The sequence below is a fragment of the Seongchinamella sediminis genome, assembly GCF_003457605.1.
In the GTDB taxonomy this organism is placed as follows: Bacteria; Pseudomonadota; Gammaproteobacteria; order Pseudomonadales; family Halieaceae; genus Halioglobus; species Halioglobus sediminis.
Window position 1 is genome coordinate 1 of sequence record NZ_QRAN01000019.1, and the last position, 23,473, is coordinate 23,473.

Below are 23,473 nucleotides of genomic sequence, written 5' to 3' on the forward strand. Positions count from 1 at the left end.
GTGTGCCCGCAAGGCGTGAAATCAGATCAAATCAGCCTGTTAACTGCCTGCGATTCCGTAATCGGAAAATCTCCGCGGAGATTTGGCCGAATCTGATGACTCATGAAATATTCAGGCTAGAAGATCACGAAATTTTCCAACTGATGATCGGCAGCCAAAGAGCCTTCCGCGTCTGGGAAGAGGCTTTTTACATGCATCGAGATGGTTATCTGGATAGCAAAAACTGGGATGGCATGAACCGTCAATTCCAACAGTTTTACGCACTCCCCTCATTTCAATACACATGGAAGGCTCGTGGGCAGTTCTACGGAGATGAGTTTCGTCATATGGTAGAGAACGCCCCGAAGACGACATATAGTCTTGGAGATAGGTAACCGTTAGCGTCTGATCATGGCTCCCCAAAGCGGACGCTCATATCCCAGCCGAAATAGCACCTTTTGAGGTGAAAGCGGTCGTCAGAGCGTCAGGTGACTCATGTCGGCTCCAATCCAGAAAGCTGGACCACGGTATACCGGAACACGGCTTGCGCCGGAATGACAGCGTCTTCCACATCCATTCCGTTCAAACATTTCCGCGGAGTTGGCAAAATACGAAAATCAACTACCACCAACAGTAAAATCGCAGGATTCCGGCTTGCATGGAGATAACAATAATGATGGCATGTCTATTCGCGTGGAGATTTTTAAAAGCTCTGGGAATGAAAAACCTGACTCCAGAGCGATTACACATGCAAAGAAGCGCGTTTATTCAGACCGGATGGCTAACGTTTTTGAGGAAAAGCACACCTATGAGGTACGGGACTAATAGTGTGTAGCTCATCTAGCAAGTCGCTGTTGTCGCACCTGCCGGGATGGTACGACCTTTCTGCAGCTTCGCTACCACAAGCCCGCCCCAAACCCGGGCGTTGGGTGACGTGATGAACGGGAACAACAAAGGCCCGTTAGCCGGTGCCTCGATGGCAATGTTCTTTTCAGTAGCGGCTTACTGGACCATGCCGGTATTCGCTGGTGGGGCCATTTGCGCTAGTATGCTTGCTGCAATCCTGGCCACATACTGTGCCTACGCCGGTGCGCTCAAAACGTCGTTAGTAGCAATGTATTTCTGTATTGCGGCCTCCGTGCCATTTTGGGTGTCACAGGACAGTACTTTTAATTTTGGGCAGGGCTATCTGTGGCTGGGTCCGGCAGGACTTGTTTTAGCCGTCGTGTTGCTGCTATTTGGCAGACGCATTACGGGCGCCACCTAGCAAGTCAGGGCCACGGGCTGGTTTACCACGGCGCCCCGCACCACTCATAACCGCAGGCGTTTTGAACGCTGGCTCCTGATTCCTTAGCTGCCTCGGACTCCGTATTACATTGAGGATGGGAGTCGCCCAAAAAGCGGCCATTGTTGGATTGCTTCGCTAATGCGCGCTTTCGCCGAGATTACGACATCTCGGCTATTCTTGCTGAACTGTTAACAAGCTGGGTGTCTAGTTATGACTTAATACGAACTACGTGATCTTGCGCAGGCAATAACCTCTAACTTGATTGATCTTAGTGACCAACAGGCCAGTTTCATCGCCATATATGTATCTATTGTCTTCGCCTTTATTGCTGCCTCCTACGTAGTAGGTAGTAAACTCAATAAAGTACAAACCACTGTGGCGACATTATTGTTCAGTGTTACATGCATTTGGTTAGTGCATCGCATAACGATGATTGGCTTTGGACTCAACTTTATGCAGTCACTTCTACAGGACTCGGCGCTGTCTCGTTTGAACGAAGGTTTAACGCCCGAACATACTGTTAGCGTATTGCAGGTTGCCCTCACCGGGAGCATTTGGTCACTCGGGATGTGCGGCGCTTTGATATTTCTCTGGGATATTAGGCACCGGGATATTGATTGACCGCGCTGCGGTGAAAGCGGTCGTCAGAGCGTCAGGTGACTCATGTCGGCTCCAATCCAGAAAGCTGGACCACGGTATACCGGACCACGGCTTGCGCCGGAATGACAGAGTCATCCACATCCATTCCGTTCAAACATTTCCGCGGAGTTGGCAAAATACGAAAATCAACGACCACCGACAGTAAAATCGCAGGATTCCGACTTGCACGGAGATAAAGCGGGATAAAACCCGGCCGGGCGAGAGCACGCCGTCAGTCGGATTGAGTCAGCAGTTCGTCAATTGACTGCAGCGACTCCACCAGCGCATCGATGCCCATGCCGCTATCCCGAAAGAACTCCTTGGCCATGGGTGCGATTCCACAGCGCTGGGGTAAGGGGTCTCCCGCTTCGAGCATGCTGTAAATCGTCGGAATGAAAACAAACTGCAACCACTGCGGCAGGGTCAGGGTATCGACACAGAATGGCTCGGCAGAGGCCAGGGCCCGGCTGGAAGGCGGGATCTTGTCCCACAGCCCCAGCTGGCGCAGCTGGGCCTCGATGTCGATCAGTACTTCGGCAATCTCGGTGTGCATGGATGCTCTCGTGCGAATCTCCAGCGCATTCTACCGGTATCGACACAAAAGCAGGAGACGGTTTTGACCCTGCACCCTACTGCAGGTAATCTTCACCACAGCGCGCGGGTGTAGTTCAATGGCAGAACAGCAGCTTCCCAAGCTGCATACGTGGGTTCGATTCCCATCACCCGCTCCAATCCACAAGGGCCCCAACGGGGCTCTTGTGGATTGGATGGGGTGCGTGTGGATGAGAAGCCACGTCGGGTTCGACAAATCGGCAGGACAGCCGATTTGAACGCCGCAGGCGCCCGCAGGGTGAGCGCCAGGATGGCGCGAATTATTCCCATCACCCGCTCCAATCCACAAGGGCCCCAACGGGGCTCTTTCATCTCACCTGTTACGCCACCAGCACCTGCCAGGCAATCGCGCCGATACCGTACAGGCCGATAAAGTAAAACAGCGGCCGGATCAGCGGCCAGCCGAAGGCGTAGATCACCGCGTGGGCCACCCGGGCGTAAAAGAACAGGCTGGCTGCCATGGCGGTGGTGCCATTGGACACACCCGCAGCCTGGGCGACCAGCACCACGATGGCGAACATCACCAGGTTTTCCTGCATGTTGGCGCTGAGGCGCTGCAGGCGCTGGCGAAGCAGCGTGGGGGCCGGCAGGCTGTCGCGGCTGCCCGCCTGCGCCAGCAGGCCATTCTGGGCGATACCGAGGCCGGCCTGGACCAGGATGATGACCAGGAAAAGCAGGGTGCTGTAAACCAGCATCGAGAGTTCAACTGACATTTTATTTTTCTCCACTTGGGTTGAGTCGCTTACCGAGTATGACCTCCCCGGCGCCGGTGTAAAGCTGTAACTTGCCGCCCCACATAGCGTAAGCTGTCGCTTCAACACCAGCGATGGGTAACTATCATGCAAGTCATGTCTGTCAACGTCGCCCGGGTTCGCGAGATCACTTTTCGTGGCGAACGTCACAAAACCGGCATATTCAAGGAACCGGTACCAGGACCGGTGGCGGTAAACCCGCTCGGCCTGCAGGGGGACCGCCAGTGCGACCTGCTCAATCATGGCGGCGAGCACAAGGCAGTGTACGGTTTTGCCCTCGACCACTACGGGCACTGGCGCGAGGTCCTCGACAATCCGGGACTGGGCCCCGGCGCCTTCGGCGAGAACCTGACCGTCAGCGGCCTGGACGAGGAAACCATCTGCCTTGGTGACCAGGTGGCCATTGGCTCCGTGCTATTGGAGGTCAGCCAGCCGCGGGTACCCTGTTTCAAGCTGGGAGTGGCACTGGATGACGAGCGGGCGCCGGCCCTGTTTACCCGTCACTTCCATACCGGCGTGTACTTCCGGGTGCTCGAGGAAGGCGAACTGAAACGCGGGGATGGCGCTGAAGTCATTTACCGGCATCCCGCCGCGCTCAGCGTCCACCGCCTGTTCCGGGCGTTTTACGACCGGGACTATCCAGACCGCAACAGCCTGCTGACGGCAGCCATGAAGCTCGAAGTGCTGGCCCCGGAATGGCAACACAAGTTGCGCACCCGGCGTTGACCGGGATCAGGCCAGTTCGCGTTTGAAGGGCGGCAGGGAATCGAGGATAGCCCGGCCGTAGCGTTTGCTGATAATACGCCGGTCCAGCAGGGTCACCCGGCCGGTATCGGTCTCAGTGCGTAGCAGGCGGCCCGCCGCCTGCACCAGGCGCAGGGCGGCGTCCGGTACGCTGATTTCCATGAAGGGGTTGCGGCCCTGGGACTCCACCCACTCGGCCAGCGCCGCCTCCAGCGGACTGTCTGGCACGGCGAAGGGAATTTTCGCAATCACCACGTGGCGGCAGTAATCCCCCGGTAAATCCACCCCCTCGGCGAAGCTGGCCAGGCCAAAAATGACGCTGCCCTGGCCCCCGTCGATGCGCTCCCGGTGGCGCCTGAGGATTTCCTGCTTGCTGTAATCGCCCTGCATGAGGATTCGGTCAGCCATGCCGCCGGCAATGCCCTCGTACACGTCCAGCATCTGGCGCCGGGAGGAAAACAGCACCAGCGCGCCCTCGGCCGGGTCCAGCAATTGCGGCAGGCGCTCGATGATGGCCGCCGTGTGGGCCTGGGCGTCCCCCGGCTCGCTGTCCAGTTGCGGCACCGCAAACACCGCGTTGGCATAGTCGAAGGGGCTGGCCACCTGCTTGTAATTGCCCTCCCGCGGCGCGCCGGAATGCAGTATGAAGCGCTCGAAGGAGTTGAGTGCGGTAATGGTGGCCGAGGTGATGATCACCCCCGCGGCCCGCTGCCACAGGTTTTCAGTGAGAATTTCTTCCGCCAGCACCGGGCTGCTGCGCAAGTCAAAACCGTACTGGCCCTCGCGGGTGAGCATGGTAATCCAGCGCGCCACCGGCGGCGTGGCGGCCTCGCCGCCTTCGGCATAGGCCTGCCAGAGCGCCAGCGCGCCCTCCGCCCGGCCCAGCATGCCGCCGAGGTTGATGTGCCAGGTTTCGATCTCGGACTTGTCCAGGCCGCTGAAGTCATCATCCAGCGCATCCTCCAGCACTGTTTCCATGCGGGCCAGGGCACTGGCCAGGTTCTGGAACTGGCTGGCCAGGCTCTGGGCCAGGCGCTGCAGGTTTTCCGGCACCACCCCGTGTTCAAAGCGCAGCTGCGGGTCGTCGCGCTGCCCTTCCGGGTCCACGCCCTCGAACAGCTGGGCCACCACTTGCTCGGCGTTCTGCAGGCTGGCGACGGTCTCGTCCATTTCCGCCGGCAGCTTCTGCAGCAGGCGCTCCAGGGAATCCAGCTGACCCAGGACCGGGGCGCCCTGGGCCAGGGCTTTCTTGCTGTCCTGCAACCAGGCGGCGGTGGTGTGCAGGCGGCAGAAGCTGGAAAAATGCGACAGCGCCTTGTCCGGCAGGTGATGGCCCTCGTCGAAAATGTAAATGCTGTCCTCGGGGGCAGAGAGAATGGCACCGCCGCCCAGGGCCAGGTCCGCCAGAGTCAGGTCGTGATTGGTGACGATGATGTCGGCGTTCTGCAATTCATCCCGGGCCTTGAAGAAGCTGCACTGGGAAATATTCGGGCAGCGGCGACCAGTGCACTGGGCATGGTCCGTGGTCACCGGGTACCAGACCTCCTCGGCGATGGTGTCCGGCCAGTTGTCCCGATCGCCGTCCCACTGGCCCCTGCCCAGGGCGTCGATCATGCCCTGGTATACCGGCATGGCCTCTGCGGGTGAGGCCGAGGCCACCTCATCCGGGTACAGGGCCAGCATGCCGGTCTCCCCCTGTCCCTCGGCCAGCAGCCTGTCCAGTTTCGACAGGCACACGTAACGGCGTCGCCCCTTGGCCAGGGCGTAGCTGAAATCCAGCCCGCTGTGGTGCTTGATGTCCGGCAGGTCCTTGTGAATAAACTGTTCCTGCAGGGCGATGGTGGCCGTGGCTACCACCAGGCGCTTGTCCAGGGCCTGGGCCATGGGAATGGCGGTCACCGCGTAGGCGATAGTCTTGCCGGTACCGGTGCCCGCCTCGATGACACAGACTGCCGGCTCCTTCGCCGGTCCCTCACCGGGGCCGGGTATCCGTCCCAGGGTGTTGGCGATTTCGGCAATCATCTGCCGCTGGCCCCAGCGCGGGGTCAGTTGCTTGCTCTCCATCAGCGCGTTGTAGGCGTCGCGGATGGTGTCCTTGAGTTCCTCGGTCAGCAAGGCCGGGTCAATCGCCCGCCTGGTCCATTTTGCTCACCACCGCGTTGGCGTAGGTGGCCAGGGCGTAGGGGCGGTGCGCTTCCGGCAGGGCAGCGATACGCTGTTCGAATTCCTCGCGGCTGCAGTCGCCCTCCTCCAGGTAAAGGTTCTCGGGCCTGGGGGCATGATCGGCGTAGAGCATGTCGTAGGCATAGAGGTTGGTGGGATGCAGGCAGTAAAGCGCTATGACCTGGCGATCGATTTCCGCGGCAACCGCGTCGGCATCGGCAAATTCACTGCCCAGCGGGGTACCGAAGGACACGTGCACCCGGCCCTTGCCGCCGGCGATGCCCTGGCCGATGGAGGCCACGTCTTCCTGCTCGCCCTTTTCGTAGGTACCGGTGCTGGCCAACTGGTGTAACTCGTTGGCCTTGAGCGCATCACAGGGGTCCAGTTCGTAGGAAATCGCCACCGGCACAATGCCGAGGCTGGCGATATGCTCGCCGAAGGTCTGGCTCGATTTGTCCCGGCTCATCCCCAGCATCTTGATTACCGCCGGCTCGGTGCGATCCAGCCCGTCCTTGGCCCGCCCCTCGCGCTGGGCAATCCACACCGGCGCGTTTTCCTCCAGCAGGGAATGCTGGATGTAGCTGGACAGCAGTTTCGAGGCCGCCAGCAGTTCCCGGGGGCCACTGACCGAGCGCTTGACGATAAAACTCTTGTTGAGCCGCATCAGGTCGGAGACCCAGGGCTTGGTGAGCAGGTTGTCGCCGATGGCGATGCGCACCGTCTGGTGCCCGCCGCGATGCAGGGCGTAGTTGGTGAACGCCGGATCCATGGCGATATCCCGGTGATTGCTCATAAACAGGTAGGCGCGGGACTGGTCCAGCGCTTCCAGCCCGGACACGCTGAGACCACCACTGGTACTCTCGATCATGCCCTCCAGATAGCCCTTGATGACCATCTGCATGCCGTGCACATCGACCACGCCACGCAGCTTGTGGCCTAGGCTGATGCGCACCAGCCACCTGGCGAAGCCCGGCAGGACCCGGGACAGCCCCGGCAGACGCAGCAGCGCCAGGGAGTGCAGTAGCTCGGGGTCCCGCAGGAGCCTGGCGAGCACCTCGGGCACTTCTTCGTCGCGGTAGGGACGAATGTCAACAAAGGGATCGCTCAAGGCAGCAACCTCGCGTCGGAAAGCGCCACACCTTACCCAAAATACCGTCGCTAGTCATCACCGCTGCACGCCGGCGCTGACTTGCCCCCGCCTTTCTGCTAATCTTCGCCGGCATTTTCAAACCTGATATCTCTGGAGGATTTATGGACGCCGGTTCCGCCACCTTTTTGACCTTTGGCGCAGCTACCCTGCTGGTCAGCTGGATACTGTTGTTGATCGCTTCCTGGAAGGAAGATTACAGCTGGGGCCTGTGTACCCTGTTCCTGCCGCCGCTGTCCTACCTTTATGGCCTGGCGCGCCTGGACAAGGCCGGCGAAGCCCTTCTGGTGGCCGTGGTGGGCTGGGTATTTATTTTTCTTGCCCTGTAGCGCTGTTCCCCTGGAGATGCGGTGTTAACCCCGGTTAATGCCGCTGCCCCGCCCTGCCGACGCTCTGAATATCGCTTCATTTCAGTAGCTTAGCCCGCCCTATCAGGAGCGCAGCCGCACTGCGTTACCTAAATACCCAATTAATTACAAATTGGTAACATCTGTTTGTTACCCAGGCCCCGTATAATCACTGATCCTGACGGGCAGCCCTCTGCCTTCAGGTCCATAGTGAAACTTGAGGAATTTGTGATGACTATCATCAAGCTTGCGGCATTTGCCGCCCTTGCCACCGTTTCGGCCACCACTTTCGCCGCCAAGCCCACCAGCATCGTATTTGATGCCAGGGGAGCAACCAGTGACGGAACCCCCTACTCCACCTACATGGTCAAGTGCTCCAACGGCCAGCAAAAAGAACTCACCGCGTGGAACAACCGCAAAAAGTGGTGCGTGGGCGACGCCAGCAGCGAGTCCTGCGAGAAGAAGCAGATCAAGGCCGCCATCGCCGCCTGTAAGTAAGGCACCTCGCTGCCGGCGCCTTACTCCAGATAGCGGCGTCGCAGCTCCTCACGCTCGGCGGCACCCACCCCCAGGGCGCCCTCTAGATAGGCGTCCACCGAACCGTAGTTGTCATCGATACTGGCCAGGGCCCGGGCCAGGTAATCCTCATGTACCTCCAGCATGGGCCGGATGGCATCGGCGTCGACATGTTCCATCGCATACTTCACGCGCAGGCGCTGCATTTCCTTCTCCGGGCTGAAGAACCTGCTGGTTAGCATGTAATCGCGCATCACTATCTCCCGGGGCACACCCAGCGCCATCAGCACCAGCGCCACCGCAAAGCCGGTGCGATCCTTGCCGGCGGCGCAGTGCACCAGGAACCGGGCATCCGCCAGATCGAGGATTTCACGGAACATGCGACCATAGGTATCGCGCTGGCCCTCGGCAAAGTCGCGGTTGATCTCGACCATGAAATCGAACATCGCCTGGCGGCCAAAATCGAGCCTGCCTCCGCCCTGCTGCTCTGCCTCCTCGAAAAAGCGTGAGTTACTGCCGGGGATAATCGGCAGGCTGGCGATTTTCGGCGGGCTCCGGGGGGGCAGGCGACTGGGATCACTGGCCTGCTCTTCCTCCCGGCGGAAGTCGCATATCAGGTCCAGCTCCAGGCTGGCCAGCAAGTCGATATCCCGGTCACTGAGGCTGGACAGCTGGCCGGAACGGTACAGGTAGCCCCACTTTACCCTGCTGCCGTCGGCCGCCTGGTAGCCGCCAAAATCGCGGAAGTTGGGGGTCCCCTCCATACCCAGTTTACGCTCGCTGGCCACCAGCTCGTTGCCGTGCTGGTCCCGCAGGCGGAAGAAATGGCGATTGCCCGGGGGCAGCCCGCTTACCCTGGCGGCCCGTTCCAGGTGAACCACCATACCCTCACCCAGCGGCTCAACCGTGACCTGCGTGTCCGGATCACTGGCCTCCCACTCGATATGGTAATCGCCACCGGCATCGCGCCAGATATGAACTGCATCGGAAATCAACATGGTACGCAAACTCTCAATCGGGAAAGGGCCAGCCAGCATGGCGGCCAAGGGTGAAAACTAATCAATCCTGGCGGTAGGCAAACACGGCCTTGAGCAGGGTATTGACCAGCGCCAGCTGCTTGTCCAGTGCCGCCTCGCTGAAGGGGTCCTCGCCCAGCAGATCCCGGTACATGGGCGCCATGGTGACGTAGGACATCACCAGGTTGTTAAAGGCCATGACCGCCCAGGGCTGCAGCCCCAGGCGAGATAACTGGCCGAAGTACTGGTCATCCAACTCGGTCAGCGGCGGCGACTTGAACATGGGGCTGAACAGGCGCTCGATAATCTCGTTGGTATGGGGGCCGCCGGACAGCGCGGCGTGCTGCAGCAGGCGCGCCAGGTTGGGGTTGGCGTGGTGCTGGCGGACAATGGTTTCCAGCCACTGCAGGACCCGTTCCTGGCTCAACTCACTGGACTCCTGCATCTCCATAAGCGGCCTGCCAAACTCCACCAGCAGGCGCTCCAGTACCGCCTCGTAGAGGGCCTCCTTGTTGCGAAAATGGTTATACAGGCTGGGAGAGCGGATGCCCACCCGGTCGGCGACATCGCCCAGCGAGGTCGCGCTGTAGCCTTTCTGGGCGAACAGGTCCTCAGCGGCGTCGAGAATGCGCTCGGCAGTACTCTGGGCGCCATCAGTAACAGGTAATTCACTTGCCATAATACAAGGGTATACTCGGCTCGCCAGTGGCGGCATGAACAACTAATAGCCATTAGTATAACCGCAGGGAGGTTTTCATGACACCGGACAAAATTGACGACGTGGAATAAAGCTGACTGGGGGCCGCCCCGGCCCCGGCATTCGTCGCCCTGGGCCTGTTCCTCCGGGTCCGGGCGGCAAGCTTGTGGCATTATTTCCGCGGCCCCTCAATCCGGTTGACAACAGGCAGGTGAATGTGAATAATCGCGCCTCTTGAATTTTTGACCTTCCAGAGGACGACTACAGTGGCAAACTCACCACAAGCCCGGAAACGCGCTCGCCAGGCCGAGAAGCGTCGCAACCACAACGCCAGCCTGCGCTCGCTGGTTCGCACCAACATCAAGAAAGTCGTTGCCGCTATTGGCACCGGCGATGCCGAACAGGCCAAGGCCGCCTACGCTGCCGCGGTACCTGTGATCGACCGTATGGCCGACAAGGGCATCATCCACAAGAACAAGGCCGCTCGCCACAAGAGCCGCCTGAACGCCCAGGTCAAAGCCCTGTCCGCGTAAGTTCTGCCCGAATTACAAAAGGCCGGCGGTCAAGCCGGCCTTGAATGATGACAAACCCCGGTTATTCGACCGGGGTTTGTTGTTTCTGGAAGGCCGTTTCGGTTTTCCCGCGTTTCCGGGGAAACTCGTTCAGATTTTCCAGGGCTGGCCCACCCCTCCACTGTCGGCCTTATTTGGCCACGCCCGGCGCCACACGGTCGTTGCCTATCCACAGCAGACTGTGCTTAACACTCACCCTATAATAGAACCCCCACCCGGGGAGACCATGATCGACTGCGGCCGGATTGCTACTGGTAAGCCGGCGGACGGGTGCCGAACACCGTGAGGTGGAAGCCCGTCTTGTCCATCGGTATAACATCCTTGTACAGGACCTCCTCGGCATCATTGCTACGGTAGAGCTCGACCCGCTGGTTCTGTATGCCGGGCTCGATGACTTCCTGACTCCATAATTCTCCACTCAGGCCTGAGGGTAGCGCTGCCGAATGCGACTGCGGCTGCACCACATGGCTGGGTTGAACAGGCTGCTTTGGTCCGGTGATTTGCGGGGGGACCCTGCCTGGTACCGACACTACATGTGGCGATGTGGAGGTGACCGACGCGGGTTTGTGCGCCGTAAGCACGGGCCTCGGCCTTGATCCTGTGCCGACCTGGGTGACGGGCCTGTCAGTGACCGGAGGCCTCTTCCCGGCCTGCCCGGGACCGGTGACCTGAGTTGTTGGCCTAGTGCTGCTGATCGCCGGCTTGTGCACCAGGGAGGGGTGAGGTGCCACCAGCAGGCTTACCAGATTTGAAGGTGCTGCAGTCTGGGGCTGTGGCACCTTCTGGACAATCTTCGGCGGTACCTGCACCGGCACTGGCTGGGGTGTCTGCTGCGCTGGCGGCTGCGGCGGCACCTGCATTGGCTGTGGCACCTTCTGGACAATCTTCGGCGGTACCTGCACCGGCACTGGCCGGGGTGTCTGCTGCGCCGGCGGCTGCGGCGGCACCTGCATTGGCTGAGGCACCTTCTGGACAATCTTCGGCGGCACCTGCACCGGCACCGGCTGGGGTGCCTGCTGCGCCGGCGGCTGTGGCGGCACCTGCATTGGCTGTGGCACCTTCTGGACAATCTTCGGCGGCACCTGCACCGGCACCGGCTGGGGTGTCTGCTGCGCCGGCGGCTGTGGCGGCACCTGCATTGGCTGTGGCACCTTCTGGACAATCTTCGGCGGCACCTGCACCGGCACCGGCTGAGGTGTCTGCTGCGCCGGCGGCTGTGGCGGCACCTGCATCGCCGGCACCAGGGTCAGCGCTGGTTGCGACCCACCAGTGCTGCCAGTACCCAGGTGATTATTGGTAATACCCGGGTCTGGTGTATGGCCGCCGGTAGCGATGCCACTGCCGGTCTGTGACATTTGGCTGGAAAACGATTGACTGCCAGCGCACTGCCAACTGTTCGAATGCTGGCAGTTGGCCCCTGTCCATGCTGGGTTGATATGCAGGAAGCCCAGTGCGGCAATGGCAACTACGATACGCATGCTCGATCCTCAGAAATAGTAAATGACCTGCATCCAGGCACGATAATCACTGTCAGATCCATCGGCATCTTCAGCTGTCACCGGGTTTCTACTGTCGTTTGAGCCCACCTGCCGCCCGGCGGAAGCGCGGAGTATAAGCCCGCTGCCCCAGGTCTGGGTGAGACCCACGCCCCAGGACTGTAGCGAAATATTATTTTTGATGAACGGATTGTCGCCCTCCCAGCCATCCCACGGGTCCTCGAACAATTGCGTCCAACCGTAGGCATAGAACAGTGAGGCCTGCAATGAGCCACCCCAGGGCAGAGCCACAAAGTCATAACGAAGGTCGCCATGAAGATTGGCACCATGATCGCCGCCGGCCTGGCCAGTCGGGTATCCGGGCACACTGAAAGGACCGCCAATGTAAAATTTCTGGGACGTATCCAAATTACTGCTGGCCCATTGCCCGGCAAGCGCCCCGTAAGCAGACCAGAAGCCGCTGATGTGTTGCAAGCGGGAGAGTTCAACATTGACGCGGGCGAAACCACCGTCAGTGTCGACATTTTCATAATCGAACTGCTCGAAAAACTCGCCCCCCCTGATGTCGACAGAACCGGCTGTCACGCTGGCTTTGTAGTAGGTAATACCACTGGCCCAACGGTCATCGTCATGGTCACCCGCGATCCCCGCCGTAACGGTTTGCAGGCGCCGGTCGGCCAGCAACCGGCCTTCTGCCCCATCATCTTCCAGGTCAAGAAAAGCATACTCCACACGACCGCTCAGATTGCTGTGTCGGGTGCGAACAACAGGGTAGCTGGCAAAGAGCCTGATCGATGCTGCTTTGCCTTCGCTGCCTGACTGACTCAAACCTTCGCCAAATGCGTAGTCGAGGTAGTCGACATTCGCTCCCATACGCCAGCCGCGAGCTCCCACAGGCCGGCTGTAATCCAGAAACACATAGTTCGAGTCCGAGCCACTGGTTACACCTCGAAAGGTCAACTGGTCACCGGCACCCGAGGGGCTGTTTACATACACGGTTGCCCCGAGACGTTCTTCACCTGTGTAGTAGTTGCCGAAGTTGTCGACGTCGATATTGCCGCTGATTGAGGGCGTGTTCTCAGTGCGCATCAAGAACCGCGCAGCGCCAACATCCTCGCCGGGATAAATCACCGAATGCGACGTTATTCCAGGCAGGTCGTCTACCAGCAGAATGCTGCGCTCGACGTCGTCACGATGCAGTGGCGAGCCGGTGGCCAGGCTTTCAGCAAGCACAGATTCGACCACCTGTGTCGAGACGTGGTCGCCCCTGCTATCGTCCAGTTCCACGCCGTTTTCTTCCAGTACACCCTCGTACACATGCAGGGTGACAATCCCGTGCTCAATGGCCTGCGGAGGTATATATACCTGGGTTAGAAAAAAGCCCTTTTGTCTATACGCCAGGCGTAGCGCTGCAGCGGCCTCGATCAACTGCCTGGGCGAGAGTGTGCGATGGGAGAAGGGTGCCAGTACCTCCGACAGCTCGCTATCCTCCAGAGACTGATTGCCATACACTGCAAAGTGAGCAACTTCTACCGGGTATTGTGGCACGTCCGGCTGAGAAACCTCGGAGTCCGGGAGCACCTCGGCATCCGGGAGCGTTGCAACATCCCGTCTCGGTTGTTGGCGCAGTCTGTCATCCCTGACATCCTGGTAAAGCAAGCCTGAATTCGGATACGGAGAAGCTGCCACGCCGGGAGTGGTAATCGCGATCAGGGGCGCGATGGCAACGGGTAGCAGGCGAAACATGCGCTTACCTTTGATGGACTCGAAAGGGTCTAATTTAGGCGGTTGCCGATTGCATGACAAGAAAAGCATGCATGGCCAACACTTCAGCCCCAGGTATTGCCCAAGTTAACGCCCTGACGGGAGTAGGCACTTCCGGTGTGCGTATTGACTGGACTCGCTGGTCCCTTACCACGCCTTCCCATTGAACTGAATCTGTCGATATTATGCTCGATGGCCAGATGCAGGTAACCTCGGGTAACAGCTACCGCAGCATTACCAAGTCCAGGGGAAGAAACCCGGGCCGGATATCAAGCCGACTCATTTTGCCTGCCCGGTGATAGCGCCGGCTGCCGCCAGCGCCACCCCAAAACCAGATCAGGCCGCGCTGCTGGAGGTGTTTTCCGCTTCCTGCTTCTCATGCTCCTTGGCAAACTCCGCCAGCATGCTCTGTTCATAGGACTGGGCTTCCTCGGTGTCCAGCGGGCGCTCCAGCGCCGCCCAGTTGATATCGCCATCGGTGGCCAGGTTTTCATACTCGAGAATGCCAAGTTCCTCGAACTTGGGGCGGATCTTGTCGGTCATCAGGCCGATGCGTTTGAGGTTGGGCACTACCCGCTGGAACAACAGGTTGCGGAACGTGGACATGACAAAACCGTCCAGTACGCGCTGGCGGGCATCCTCCACATCCCAGCCGAAGTAGGCGAACACATCGGTGGCCACCAGCCGCTCCCGGCTGACCACGCAGGCCTCGTAGGCAAACTGGGCGCGGGCCTCTTTTTCTTCCTGGGACAGGCTGCTGACAAATTCTTCCAGGTAGTTCACCCCGAAGGTCACGTGACGGGCCTCGTCCCGGGTAACCAGGTACACCACGTCCTTGAGCACCGGGTCCGGCGTGGTCTCGCGGGTGGTGTTGAACGCGGACAGGGCCAGCCCCTCGATGACGATCTGCATGCCGATGAACTTCATGTCCCAGCGTCTGTCGGTGAGGATCTTGTCGAGAATGCTTTTCAGGTGGGTATTGACCGGGTACATCATGCCCAGCCGCTGCTGCAGGTACTTGTTGAATACCTCTACATGGCGCGCCTCGTCGAAAGTCTGCGAGCCGGCATAGAGCTTGGCGTTCAGGGTCGGGGCACAGGAACACAGCTGGGAGGCCACCAGCAGTGCGCCCTGCTCGCCGTGCAGGAACTGCGACAGGCTCCAGGCATTCATGTGCAGCCAGAATTCCTTCCTGCGCTCATCTGACAGGGCCATATAGGGCGGGTAGTCCCGCAGGTTCATCATGTCAGCCTGGGCGTCTTCATCGATGTCCGGCCACGGACGATCCCAGTCGATGTCCATCTCCGGATCCCAGTTGAGCTGCTTGCCCAGGTCGTAGAGCTTCTTGATCCGGTCATCCTGGACGGTGTAGTTCCAGTTGTAGGAGCCGGTCAGGGGCGTCTCGAAAATCTCGGCGATGTGATCCACGTCGCCAGTGGTGAGGAGATCCTCCAGGTCCGGATTCTCCCGGGGCCGGTCGGCGCCGGCAAAGGTCTGGATTTTACGGGGTGCACTGTCTGTCCATTCAACTTTCATGCTTATCACCTGCTGTTATCGTCAGTTTGACCTCACTATGGGCAATCAATATCCACCCGACAAGGTAAAGTATTGTCATTTTGCGGTCAAATGTGGCCAAATACGCCCATGCCAAGACCCACGACACCTGCCCAATACGTCCTCATCCTCATCGACCTGGCCGAACAGGCCGGCTGTAACCGGTCCCAGCTGCTGGCGGGCACGTCCCTGGCCAGCACCGGCATCGACAATATCGGCGCCCGGGTGGAAGACAGCGACTTCAACCGCCTCGCCCAGAACGCCCTGACGCTCACTGGCAACCCGGCCCTGGGCATGGAGATGGGCATGCGTATGAACCTCGGCGCCCACGCCGTTCTCGGCCAGGCCTTCATGACCTGTCGCAATCTCGCTGAGGCGATAGACCTGTTCCTCAAGTACCATCACCTGCTCTCCGCCAACCTCGAGGTCGGTTTCGAGGATGATGGCCGCTACTGCTACCTGAAAGTCATGGAAGGTGGAGGCCACGAACTGCCCCGGCACTTCGGCCAGGAGTCGTTCTTCGCCGCGGTGCTGAACACCATCAGGGGGCTGCTGAACATGCCCGACTTGCAGGTAAGCCTGGAGCTGCCCTACCCCGAGCCCGCTCATGCCCATCTCTACCGGGACGTCTTCGGGGAGGACCTGCAGTTCGATGCCCCGCTGGGGCGGGTGATTTTTCCATCCGAGCTGATGCAGGCCCGGCTGCCCTCCTCCAATCCCGCCCTGCGCGCCCTGTACGAACAGGAATGCGCGCGGCTGCTGGCCGACCTCGAGGAAGACGACTCGGTGGCGCAACAAACCCTGCGCCTGCTGCGCAAACTGGAGGGACAGTACCCGCAGATGCCGACCGTCGCCCGCATGCTCAACTTAAGCGCCCGCACCTACCGCCGCCGCCTGCAACAGGAGCAGGAATCCTTCCAGGAACTGCTGGACCAGGTGCGCGCCGAGCACGCCACCCGCTACCTGCAAAACACCCGGCTGCCCTTGTCGACGATTGCCTACATGATTGGCTTCAACGACGCCTCCAATTTTCGCCGGGCCTACCAGAAGTGGACCGGCAGGTCCCCGCGGGAAACGCGCAATGACCATTAAGGCGCTCGCGGTACATGCAGGGGCAGAGGCCGCGCAACAAATCGCAGAGCAGGGCTGGACCCCGGACCTGTTCAGCCTGCTGCTGGGCGCCTCCGGCGGCCCCAAGTGGTTCGTGCTCGGGCAGCTGGACCGGGTCCTGTTTGGCGATTTCCTGCAAGGAGGCACGCAGCCGCTGTCCACCCTGGGTTCGTCAATCGGTGCCTGGCGCAATGCCTGCCTGGTGCAGCCCGACCCGGTTGCCGCCATCGAGCGCATGGAGCAGGGCTACCTGCTGCAGGAATATGCCAGCGCCAGGCCCGGACCGGAGGAAGTCAGCGCCGTCAGCCGCCGGATTCTGCAGACGACACTGGGCGACGACGGCGCTGACGCCCTGGTCAGCCACCCGCGCATCAAGAGCCACATCGTCACTGCCCGGGGGCGGGGCGCGGCCGCCTCGCGAACCTCGGCCCTGCTTGCCACCGGCATGGGGGCGGCAGCCCTGGGCAATACCCTGAGCCGCCGGCTGCTGCGGCACCACTTCCAGCGGGTGGTATTTCACGCCGGCGGGGCGGGCAACCCGGGACTGGATTTTGACGACTTCAACACCTGCTACTGCCCCCTGAGCACCCCCGCGGTGCTGCCCTCGCTGCATGCCAGCGGTGCCATTCCCTTTGTGCTCAACGGTGAGCGCGACATACCCGGTGCGCCCCGGGGACAGTACTGGGACGGCGGTATCATCGACTATCACTTCGACCTGTCCCAGTACCGGGGCGACGGGCTGATGCTGTACCCACACTTTCGCGCCGGCCTGGTACCGGGATGGTTCGACAAGTTCCTGCCCTGGCGACAATTGCCCGTGGCTGCCGCCCGCAAACTGGTGCTACTGTGTCCCAGCGAGGAATTTGTCGCCACCCTGCCCCACGGCAAGATTCCCGACCGCAATGACTTTGCCCGCTTTGACCCGGAGCGGCGTGTGCGCTACTGGCGGCAGTGCATTAGCGCCAGCGCTGCACTGGCCGACGAATTTACCGATTTGCTGGCCCGGGACGACCCTCTGGCAGGAGTCGTGGTGCACGCCTGACTCAGGTGACGTGCTCGTCCAGGAAGCTCTGCACTTCATTGCGGATAGCCGCCTCGAACATCGATGTCAGCAGTCCCAGCTTCACCGATATATCGATCAGCCCGTCGTGGAAGGACATGACGCCGTCCACGCCCGCGCCCTTGATCTTCACCTTGTCGCCCTCCCAGCGGCTGCGGACACCGTGTTCGCGGGCCAGGCTCTGCGCCAGCTCTTCCGCTGCCGAGCGCACCTCTTCCTTGGGCATTGTGTAGGGTTTGGTAATACGAAATCCGGCCACCGGCACACCTCTCTTTTACTCTCAGTATAGTGCACGACCGGGCCCGGCACACCTGAAACCGGCGGCCTCAGCCGCGCGGCCTGAACTCGCCCGCGGCCAGGGAAAACACCTCGCCACAACACTCGCGGCTGAGCATGGCCGCAATCACCGCCGGTTGCTCACTGTAGGCCGCCGTTCGCCGACCGTCAGCAAGGTCAAATATCGCCACCGCGCGCCAGGGCTCACCACCCTGGTACATGACGGTGTAACCGGCTACCGCGGCCTCACCCTCGACATCGGCCACCACTTCCCGTATGTCACTGGCCTCCCGGACCTGCGCGGTGACGTCGTCAAACACCCAGCCATCGACGCCGGGCTGGGCAGACCACAGCGCCACCCCCTGCTTGGTGAGCATGCCGCTGACCGTGGTGACCAGGCCCACCTCGGCGGGTTGTGCACGCAACAGCCGGGCCATCCGCACCGTGGCCTGGAACACAAAATTGTTGAGCGGCCCGCCGCCAAAGGTCATGCCGCCGGTTACGCTGAGGTCGCCGTCACCGCTCATGCCGAATTCGTGCAGCTGTGAGCGCACCGCCAGCGGGAAGCAGGAGTACAGCTCCCGCAGCCTGATATCCTCGAAGCTGATGCCGGCGCGCTCCATGGCGGTTGCGCCGGCTATGCGGAAACCGGGACAGCCGCCCAGGTCGCCGCGACTGGACACCACCGACATGAAATTGGATTCGGCAAAGGCGCGCGGATGGATCCATTTGTCCGGATCCAGGCCCAGCTCCCGGGCCAGCGCCACGCTGCAGAAAATCAGCCCGGCGCCCTGGTCGACGTTCCACTGGCTGTTGTGCAGCTTGGTATAGGGAAAGGCCAGCATCCGGTTCGCGGGTGACGGCTCGCTGATGGTGGCCGCATCGACCGGCGCCCGGGACCAGGCCTCGGGATTGGCGGCGGCGATCTCGCTGAAGCGCTGGTACATCTCGCCCATCTGTTGGCGGTGGGACTCTGGCGTCAAACCCTGCTTGTAGCGCAGGGCGCTGTCCATAATCGCGTAGTAGCCCACCGGCATGCCGAGACCGGCAGCGGACTCCACTGCCGACCACAGTTCATCCTCGGGCAGCAGTTTTTCATCGGGCTCCACGTCCTGCTGCACAGTCTCCGTCGCCTCCGTGCCAGCCTTGGCGGAGCACAGGGCACGGTACTTGGCCTCAGCTCCCGTCACCAGCACCACCTCCGCCTCGCCGGCGGTAATCGTCTGGCAGGCGCGGGTCAGCAGAGTCTGCTGGGACACGCCTATCTCTGCCAGCACGCTGCGCGCCTGGCCGGCGCCAAAGGCATCGGCCAACAGGCGACCCGGATCGCTGTACCCCCAGATTCCCTTGGGCACCAGCACCTCGCCGGCGCGGGATAACAGGCTGCTGTTGCCGGCATCGTCAGCCGCATCGCGCAGGGCCTGCTCCATGATAGCAATGGGCTCCAGAGCCGCGCTGTAATCGGGATTATGCTGCTGGAAAGCCGCTACGCCTACCAGTACTGGGGTGTTGTCATCCATATCAACTCCTGATGGGTTCGCCGGTCTACATGCTGCCACCCCCGGTTGAACAGCGCGAGTCAAAGCACCAACCGGCGTGGCTGCCAGACAATGGGCTCGGGGGAAACAGGACACAAACTGTTGGCGTGCATTGTAAGCACCTCGCCGGCAAAACCAAAGAGATCAACGCTTCCGGGCCGGCGGCCAGGGCAATCTGCGCCCTGCAGCGGCCGGAGGCTTGAAATTTGCCGCTGCCAGCCGTACATAGTAAGCCCCGACCACGCCGCCAGGGCGGCAGCCACCCATACCCATGGAACCAGCACTATGCCCACAGACACGCAGCCAGGCAGAAACCGAACCCAGCGCTTCCTCTTTGAGGATGCCGATATCCGCGGCGAGATAGTGCACCTGGACGACTGCCTGGGGGAAATCACCGCGATCCACCAGTATGCTCCCGGGGTCAATCGCTTGCTGGGTGAATTCCTCGCCGCTGCGGTGTTGCTGGCCACCACGCTCAAATTCGAGGGCCGACTCGTGCTGCAGGCCCGATCGCAGGGCCAAATTCCCCTGCTGATGGCGGAGTGCGACAACGACCTCAACCTGCGGGCCATTGCCCGGGGCGCCCAGCAGGCGACGTCCGACCGTTTTGACCAGTTACTCGCCGGCGGCCAGCTGGCGATTACTGTCGACCCCAGCAGCGGCAGGCGCTACCAGGGTATCGTACCACTGGTGGGGGACTCCCTCGCTCATAGCCTGGATGCCTACTTTCGCCAGTCGGAACAACTGGGTACCCGGCTGTGGCTGGCCTGCGATGGTGAACGGGCCGCGGGCATGCTGCTGCAGCAGTTGCCGGCGCAGCGGGTCGAGGACAGTGCCCAGCGCGACGCCCAGTGGGAACACGTCAATGCCCTGGCCGCCACTCTGGAAACCGGGGAATTGCTGCAGCTGGCGGCGCCGGAACTGGTGCACCGCCTGTACCACGAGGACCCACTGCGGCTGTTCGAACCGGTGCCGGCCCGTTTTCGCTGTAACTGCTCCCGGGAACGCACCCTCAATGCCTTGAGCGCACTACCGCAAGAAGACATCCGCGAGTTACTGGAAGAATTGGGCAGTATCACCATGGATTGCGAATTCTGTAACCAGCAGTACCAGTTTGTGGAGGACGACCTGGGGGCTATTTTGAATATTGATGATCCCGGTACATTACATTAGTAACAATTATAGTGAGAATAAAGTATTTCATACCCGCGGCGATTCGCATTCGGTGGCGATTCTGACATAATTGGCGGCCCCTATTTACCGCCATACCAGCCGGGAAGACCACCCCGGCGAAAGAACAGGACACACCATGACCGCCACCGCACCCATCGCCCAGGAATACCTGGACCTGGCCCCCTCACAACTGATTGAAGAAGCCCTGAAACGGGGTGAGGGCACCCTCACCGACACAGGCGCCCTGCTGGTAACCACCGGCGAGCGCACCGGGCGTTCACCCGCTGACCGGTTCACCGTGAAGGAACCCAGCACCGAGGAAGCCATCGACTGGGGCAGCGTCAACCGGCCTTTCGACCCGGACAGGTTTGATGCCCTGTGGGACCGGGTGGAAGCCTACATCGACGAGCGGGACCGGTTCGTCTCCCACCTCCACGTGGGCGCCCACGCAGACCACTACCTGCCGGTGAAGGTCACTACCGAAACGGCCTGGCAGAACCTGTTCGGCCGCAACATGTTCATCCGCCCGGACAACTACAACGCCGCGCGTAAAGAAGAATGGAATATTCTCAATGTCGCCTCCTTCGAATGCGACCCGGAACGTGATGGCACCAACTCCGAAGGGGTGGTAATCGTCAATTTTGCCCAGCGCAAGGTATTGCTGGCGGGTATGCGCTACGCCGGCGAAATGAAGAAGTCCATGTTTGCGGTACAGAACTTCCTGCTCCCGGAGAAGGACGTCATGCCCATGCATTGCTCGGCCAACGTCAGCGAGAGTGGCGACACCACCCTGTTCTTCGGCCTGTCCGGCACCGGCAAGACCACCCTGTCAGCCGACCCCGACATGTACCTGATTGGCGACGACGAACACGGCTGGGCCAAAGGCTCCGTGTTCAATCTCGAAGGCGGCTGCTACGCCAAGACCATCAACCTGTCACAGAAAAACGAGCCCATTATCTGGGACGCAATCCGCTTCGGTGCCATCGTCGAGAACGTGGTGGTGGACGAGCAGCGCCACGCCGACTACAACGATACCTCGCTCACCGAAAACGGCCGCTGCTGCTACCCCCTGGAGCACGTTGCCAAGCGCACCGAGAGCAATGACGGTGGCGAACCCAAATGTGTGATTTTCCTGACCTGTGATGTCTCCGGCGTATTGCCCCCGGTGTCCATCCTGTCCAAGGAGGCGGCGGCCTTTCACTTTTTGTCCGGCTACACCGCCCGGGTCGGCTCGACCGAAGTGGGCGCCGAGGCCGGCATCCACCCCACTTTCTCCACCTGTTTCGGGGCGCCTTTCATGCCCCGCCCTGCAGGCGACTACGCAGAGCTGCTGATGAAGCGGGTTGAGGACTTCGGCTCCCAGGTCTACCTGGTCAATACTGGCTGGACCGGCGGTTCAGGTGCGCCCGGCGGCACCGGCTCACGCTTCCCCATCCCGGTGACCCGGGCCATCGTCCACGCCTGCCAGAGCGGAGCGCTGCTCGGTGCCGCTACCGGCCACCTGGATATACTCAACCTGGATTTCCCCACCGACATTCCCGGTGTCGACGCCAAATACGTCAACCCCCGCGCCTCCTGGGGCGACGAGGCCGCCTATGACGAGCAGGCCACCAAACTGGCAGCCCTGTTCACCGAGAACATTGCCCGGTTCGATGTAGCCGACGCCATCATCGCGGCGGGACCAAAGGCCGACTGACCGCCACCAGCGCAGCTACTGGCAGCTACTGAAGGGGCCTCTCGGGGCCCCTTTTGCATGTGTATTAATGCCAAAAAACCGCTCACTCTTGCAGCGGTTTAGTATGTTTATTCTAAATTTCTGCCGTAGTCTTTACTCAATGGCGGGGTTACCGCCGCACATTGAACCGAAAGGAGTGACACCATGGCTGAACAAGCTACCGAGACTACTGCCCCCAAAACTGAAAGCAAGGCTGCCCCCAAACGCAAGGCTCCCGCCAAGCGTAAAGCTGCTGCCAAGAAGGCTCCCGCCAAGCGCAAGCCGGCTGCCAAGCGCAAGCCCGCTGCCAAGAAAGCCAAGCCTGAATTCGCCGCCAAGGCGAAGGAAAACGGCCGCAATGCATTCCTGGCCGGCCTGGGTTTCTACGGCAAGGCTTACGACCAGGTGCAGGAGCAGTTCAACAGCCTGCAGAGCCAGCTGGAAGAGCGCCGCAAGAAGGCTGAAAAAGCCTACAAGGAACTGGTCAAGCGCGGTGAGAAAGTCGAGAAAGAAGCCAAGAAGGCTGTCGACGACATGGAACTGCCCAAGTTTGAACTGGAAAGCCTGACCGACCGCAAAAAGCTGGACGAGCAACTGGAAAAGGCCAAGGCTCGCTTTGAAGAGCTGAAAGAAACCGTCGGTTTCAAAACCGCTGCCTGATGCGCAGCGGTCCATTCAGGACCACTTATCCCTGTTAGTCAGGGTTTGGGGGGCTACTTCGTAGTCCCCCTTTTTTGTGCCTGCTCGTTTCCCATTGCCGGCGCTCAGTTCCACATCACCCCGCACCTGTCATTTCTGGCCCTATTCTGCTGTAATGTTGGCCCTTCCAACGCGCGCGCAGAGGACCCGGCAATGAGCGACGATAAAAGCAAGGTCACCGACAAGGCGAGCGAAATCGCCAAAAACATCTGGCTGGCGGGCGTCGGCGCCTACGGCCGGGCCGTCGACGAGGCCCAGAGCAACCTGAAAAAAGCCACACCGCAACCGCCCAAGCTGTTTCGCGACCTGGTAAAGGCCGGATCCCAGCTTGAAGAAGAAGCCTCCGAAGCCAGGGCAGCGGCCCTCAGTTCGGTGGAGGAGCGCATTGCCCAGGTCCGGGAAAACTTCCAGATGCAGCGGCCCGCCCGCACCGGTGATATTGACAGCCTGCACAAGAAAGTGGACAAACTGACCCGCAAGGTCGATGCCCTGACCCGCCTGATCAAGGAACAGCAGGCGGCAAGCAAACCCGCGGCCGGCAAGAAGGCCCCTGCCACCCCCCGGAAGAAAGCCAGCACCCGCTCTACAGCTAAAACCCCAAAAAAGAAGGCCTGACA

General features: G+C 60.9%; 23 protein-coding genes and 1 tRNA gene. 13 read left to right on the plus strand and 11 right to left on the minus strand.

Annotated elements, in window-relative coordinates:
* Together DWB85_RS19665 and DWB85_RS15405 are read left to right on the plus strand one after the other, a co-directional pair.
* Positions 1 to 374, plus strand: a 374-nt coding sequence (locus tag DWB85_RS19665; RefSeq protein WP_205422758.1) for a hypothetical protein, incomplete at its 5' end; no start/stop codon positions are given.
* A gap of 542 nt (positions 375 to 916) precedes the next feature.
* On the plus strand, positions 917 to 1,246 hold the full coding sequence (locus DWB85_RS15405) for a hypothetical protein (protein WP_133300635.1): 330 nt from the start codon (positions 917 to 919) through the stop codon (positions 1,244 to 1,246).
* An 892-nt stretch (positions 1,247 to 2,138) separates the two neighbouring features.
* On the opposite strand, the gene DWB85_RS15415 is transcribed toward DWB85_RS15405, so the two are convergent.
* Positions 2,139 to 2,459: a YqcC family protein gene (locus tag DWB85_RS15415; RefSeq protein ID WP_117956365.1), complete on the minus strand. Its 321-nt coding sequence runs from the start codon at positions 2,457 to 2,459 to the stop codon at positions 2,139 to 2,141.
* A gap of 104 nt (positions 2,460 to 2,563) precedes the next feature.
* On the opposite strand from DWB85_RS15415, the gene DWB85_RS15420 reads away from it, so the two are divergent.
* Positions 2,564 to 2,637: transfer RNA gene (locus DWB85_RS15420), tRNA-Gly, on the plus strand.
* A gap of 201 nt (positions 2,638 to 2,838) precedes the next feature.
* Here the strand turns inward: DWB85_RS15420 and DWB85_RS19560 are convergent.
* On the minus strand, positions 2,839 to 3,231 hold the full coding sequence (locus tag DWB85_RS19560; RefSeq protein ID WP_162846151.1) for an MAPEG family protein: 393 nt from the start codon (positions 3,229 to 3,231) through the stop codon (positions 2,839 to 2,841).
* Positions 3,232 to 3,357: 126 nt separating this feature from the next.
* Here DWB85_RS19560 and DWB85_RS15430 point away from each other — a divergent pair, with 126 nt between their 5' ends.
* Positions 3,358 to 3,996 carry an MOSC domain-containing protein gene (locus DWB85_RS15430; protein WP_117956366.1) on the plus strand — a complete coding sequence of 213 codons (639 nt, stop codon included), beginning with the start codon at positions 3,358 to 3,360 and terminating at the stop codon, positions 3,994 to 3,996.
* Positions 3,997 to 4,002: 6 nt separating this feature from the next.
* On the opposite strand, the gene dinG is transcribed toward DWB85_RS15430, so the two are convergent.
* On the minus strand, positions 4,003 to 6,129 hold the full coding sequence (dinG, locus tag DWB85_RS15435; protein WP_117956367.1) for an ATP-dependent DNA helicase DinG: 2,127 nt from the start codon (positions 6,127 to 6,129) through the stop codon (positions 4,003 to 4,005).
* 7 nt (positions 6,130 to 6,136) lie between these two features.
* On the minus strand, positions 6,137 to 7,285 hold the full coding sequence (locus DWB85_RS15440; protein WP_117956368.1) for a 1-acyl-sn-glycerol-3-phosphate acyltransferase: 1,149 nt from the start codon (positions 7,283 to 7,285) through the stop codon (positions 6,137 to 6,139).
* Between the two features lie 143 nt (positions 7,286 to 7,428).
* On the opposite strand from DWB85_RS15440, the gene DWB85_RS15445 reads away from it, so the two are divergent.
* Both DWB85_RS15445 and DWB85_RS15450 read left to right on the plus strand, forming a co-directional pair.
* Positions 7,429 to 7,653, plus strand: coding sequence for a hypothetical protein (locus tag DWB85_RS15445; protein ID WP_117956369.1), 225 nt, complete (start codon positions 7,429 to 7,431; stop codon positions 7,651 to 7,653).
* Between the two features lie 249 nt (positions 7,654 to 7,902).
* Complete coding sequence (locus tag DWB85_RS15450; protein ID WP_117956370.1) at positions 7,903 to 8,169, plus strand: hypothetical protein; 267 nt, start codon at positions 7,903 to 7,905, stop codon at positions 8,167 to 8,169.
* A gap of 20 nt (positions 8,170 to 8,189) precedes the next feature.
* Here the strand turns inward: DWB85_RS15450 and DWB85_RS15455 are convergent, their stop codons facing one another.
* Both DWB85_RS15455 and DWB85_RS15460 read right to left on the minus strand, forming a co-directional pair.
* Entirely contained in the window at positions 8,190 to 9,185 is a 996-nt protein-coding gene (locus DWB85_RS15455) for a tyrosine-protein phosphatase (RefSeq protein ID WP_162846152.1), read from the minus strand.
* Between the two features lie 61 nt (positions 9,186 to 9,246).
* The gene (locus DWB85_RS15460; RefSeq protein ID WP_162846153.1) at positions 9,247 to 9,882 is read right to left on the minus strand and encodes a TetR/AcrR family transcriptional regulator; all 636 of its coding nucleotides are present in this window, start codon (positions 9,880 to 9,882) and stop codon (positions 9,247 to 9,249) included.
* Between the two features lie 284 nt (positions 9,883 to 10,166).
* Between DWB85_RS15460 and rpsT the strand changes: the two genes are divergently transcribed.
* Positions 10,167 to 10,433 (plus strand): 30S ribosomal protein S20, encoded by a 267-nt coding sequence (gene rpsT / locus DWB85_RS15465; protein ID WP_117956373.1) that lies wholly within the window; start codon positions 10,167 to 10,169, stop codon positions 10,431 to 10,433.
* Between the two features lie 287 nt (positions 10,434 to 10,720).
* Here rpsT and DWB85_RS15470 read toward each other — a convergent pair whose 3' ends face one another.
* From DWB85_RS15470 to DWB85_RS15480, 3 genes are all read right to left on the minus strand, one after another.
* The gene (locus tag DWB85_RS15470; protein ID WP_133300637.1) at positions 10,721 to 11,950 is read right to left on the minus strand and encodes a hypothetical protein; all 1,230 of its coding nucleotides are present in this window, start codon (positions 11,948 to 11,950) and stop codon (positions 10,721 to 10,723) included.
* A 9-nt stretch (positions 11,951 to 11,959) separates the two neighbouring features.
* Positions 11,960 to 13,714 carry a ShlB/FhaC/HecB family hemolysin secretion/activation protein gene (locus DWB85_RS15475; RefSeq protein WP_162846154.1) on the minus strand — a complete coding sequence of 585 codons (1,755 nt, stop codon included), beginning with the start codon at positions 13,712 to 13,714 and terminating at the stop codon, positions 11,960 to 11,962.
* Positions 13,715 to 14,068: 354 nt separating this feature from the next.
* Positions 14,069 to 15,268 carry a ferritin-like domain-containing protein gene (locus tag DWB85_RS15480; protein WP_117956376.1) on the minus strand — a complete coding sequence of 400 codons (1,200 nt, stop codon included), beginning with the start codon at positions 15,266 to 15,268 and terminating at the stop codon, positions 14,069 to 14,071.
* Between the two features lie 108 nt (positions 15,269 to 15,376).
* Between DWB85_RS15480 and DWB85_RS15485 the strand changes: the two genes are divergently transcribed.
* Complete coding sequence (locus tag DWB85_RS15485) at positions 15,377 to 16,378, plus strand: AraC family transcriptional regulator (RefSeq protein WP_117956492.1); 1,002 nt, start codon at positions 15,377 to 15,379, stop codon at positions 16,376 to 16,378.
* Positions 16,368 to 17,438 (plus strand): patatin-like phospholipase family protein, encoded by a 1,071-nt coding sequence (locus DWB85_RS15490; RefSeq protein ID WP_117956377.1) that lies wholly within the window; start codon positions 16,368 to 16,370, stop codon positions 17,436 to 17,438. Before DWB85_RS15485 ends, DWB85_RS15490 begins: the two co-directional genes overlap by 11 nt.
* 1 nt (position 17,439) lies before the next feature.
* Here DWB85_RS15490 and DWB85_RS15495 read toward each other — a convergent pair whose 3' ends face one another.
* Both DWB85_RS15495 and DWB85_RS15500 read right to left on the minus strand, forming a co-directional pair.
* Positions 17,440 to 17,715: a polyhydroxyalkanoic acid system family protein gene (locus tag DWB85_RS15495; RefSeq protein WP_117956494.1), complete on the minus strand. Its 276-nt coding sequence runs from the start codon at positions 17,713 to 17,715 to the stop codon at positions 17,440 to 17,442.
* A gap of 67 nt (positions 17,716 to 17,782) precedes the next feature.
* A complete protein-coding gene (locus tag DWB85_RS15500; RefSeq protein WP_117956378.1) occupies positions 17,783 to 19,252 on the minus strand; it encodes an acetyl-CoA acetyltransferase in 1,470 nt (489 codons plus the stop codon).
* Positions 19,253 to 19,555: 303 nt separating this feature from the next.
* Between DWB85_RS15500 and hslO the strand changes: the two genes are divergently transcribed.
* The 4 genes from hslO (at position 19,556) to DWB85_RS15520 (ending at position 23,471) form a co-directional block, all read left to right on the plus strand.
* Complete coding sequence (gene hslO / locus DWB85_RS15505) at positions 19,556 to 20,443, plus strand: Hsp33 family molecular chaperone HslO (RefSeq protein ID WP_117956379.1); 888 nt, start codon at positions 19,556 to 19,558, stop codon at positions 20,441 to 20,443.
* Positions 20,444 to 20,579: 136 nt separating this feature from the next.
* Positions 20,580 to 22,139 (plus strand): phosphoenolpyruvate carboxykinase, encoded by a 1,560-nt coding sequence (locus DWB85_RS15510; protein ID WP_117956380.1) that lies wholly within the window; start codon positions 20,580 to 20,582, stop codon positions 22,137 to 22,139.
* Between the two features lie 183 nt (positions 22,140 to 22,322).
* On the plus strand, positions 22,323 to 22,817 hold the full coding sequence (locus DWB85_RS15515; protein ID WP_117956381.1) for a hypothetical protein: 495 nt from the start codon (positions 22,323 to 22,325) through the stop codon (positions 22,815 to 22,817).
* A gap of 192 nt (positions 22,818 to 23,009) precedes the next feature.
* Positions 23,010 to 23,471 (plus strand): phasin family protein, encoded by a 462-nt coding sequence (locus DWB85_RS15520; RefSeq protein ID WP_117956382.1) that lies wholly within the window; start codon positions 23,010 to 23,012, stop codon positions 23,469 to 23,471.
* Positions 23,472 to 23,473: the final 2 nt, after the last annotated feature.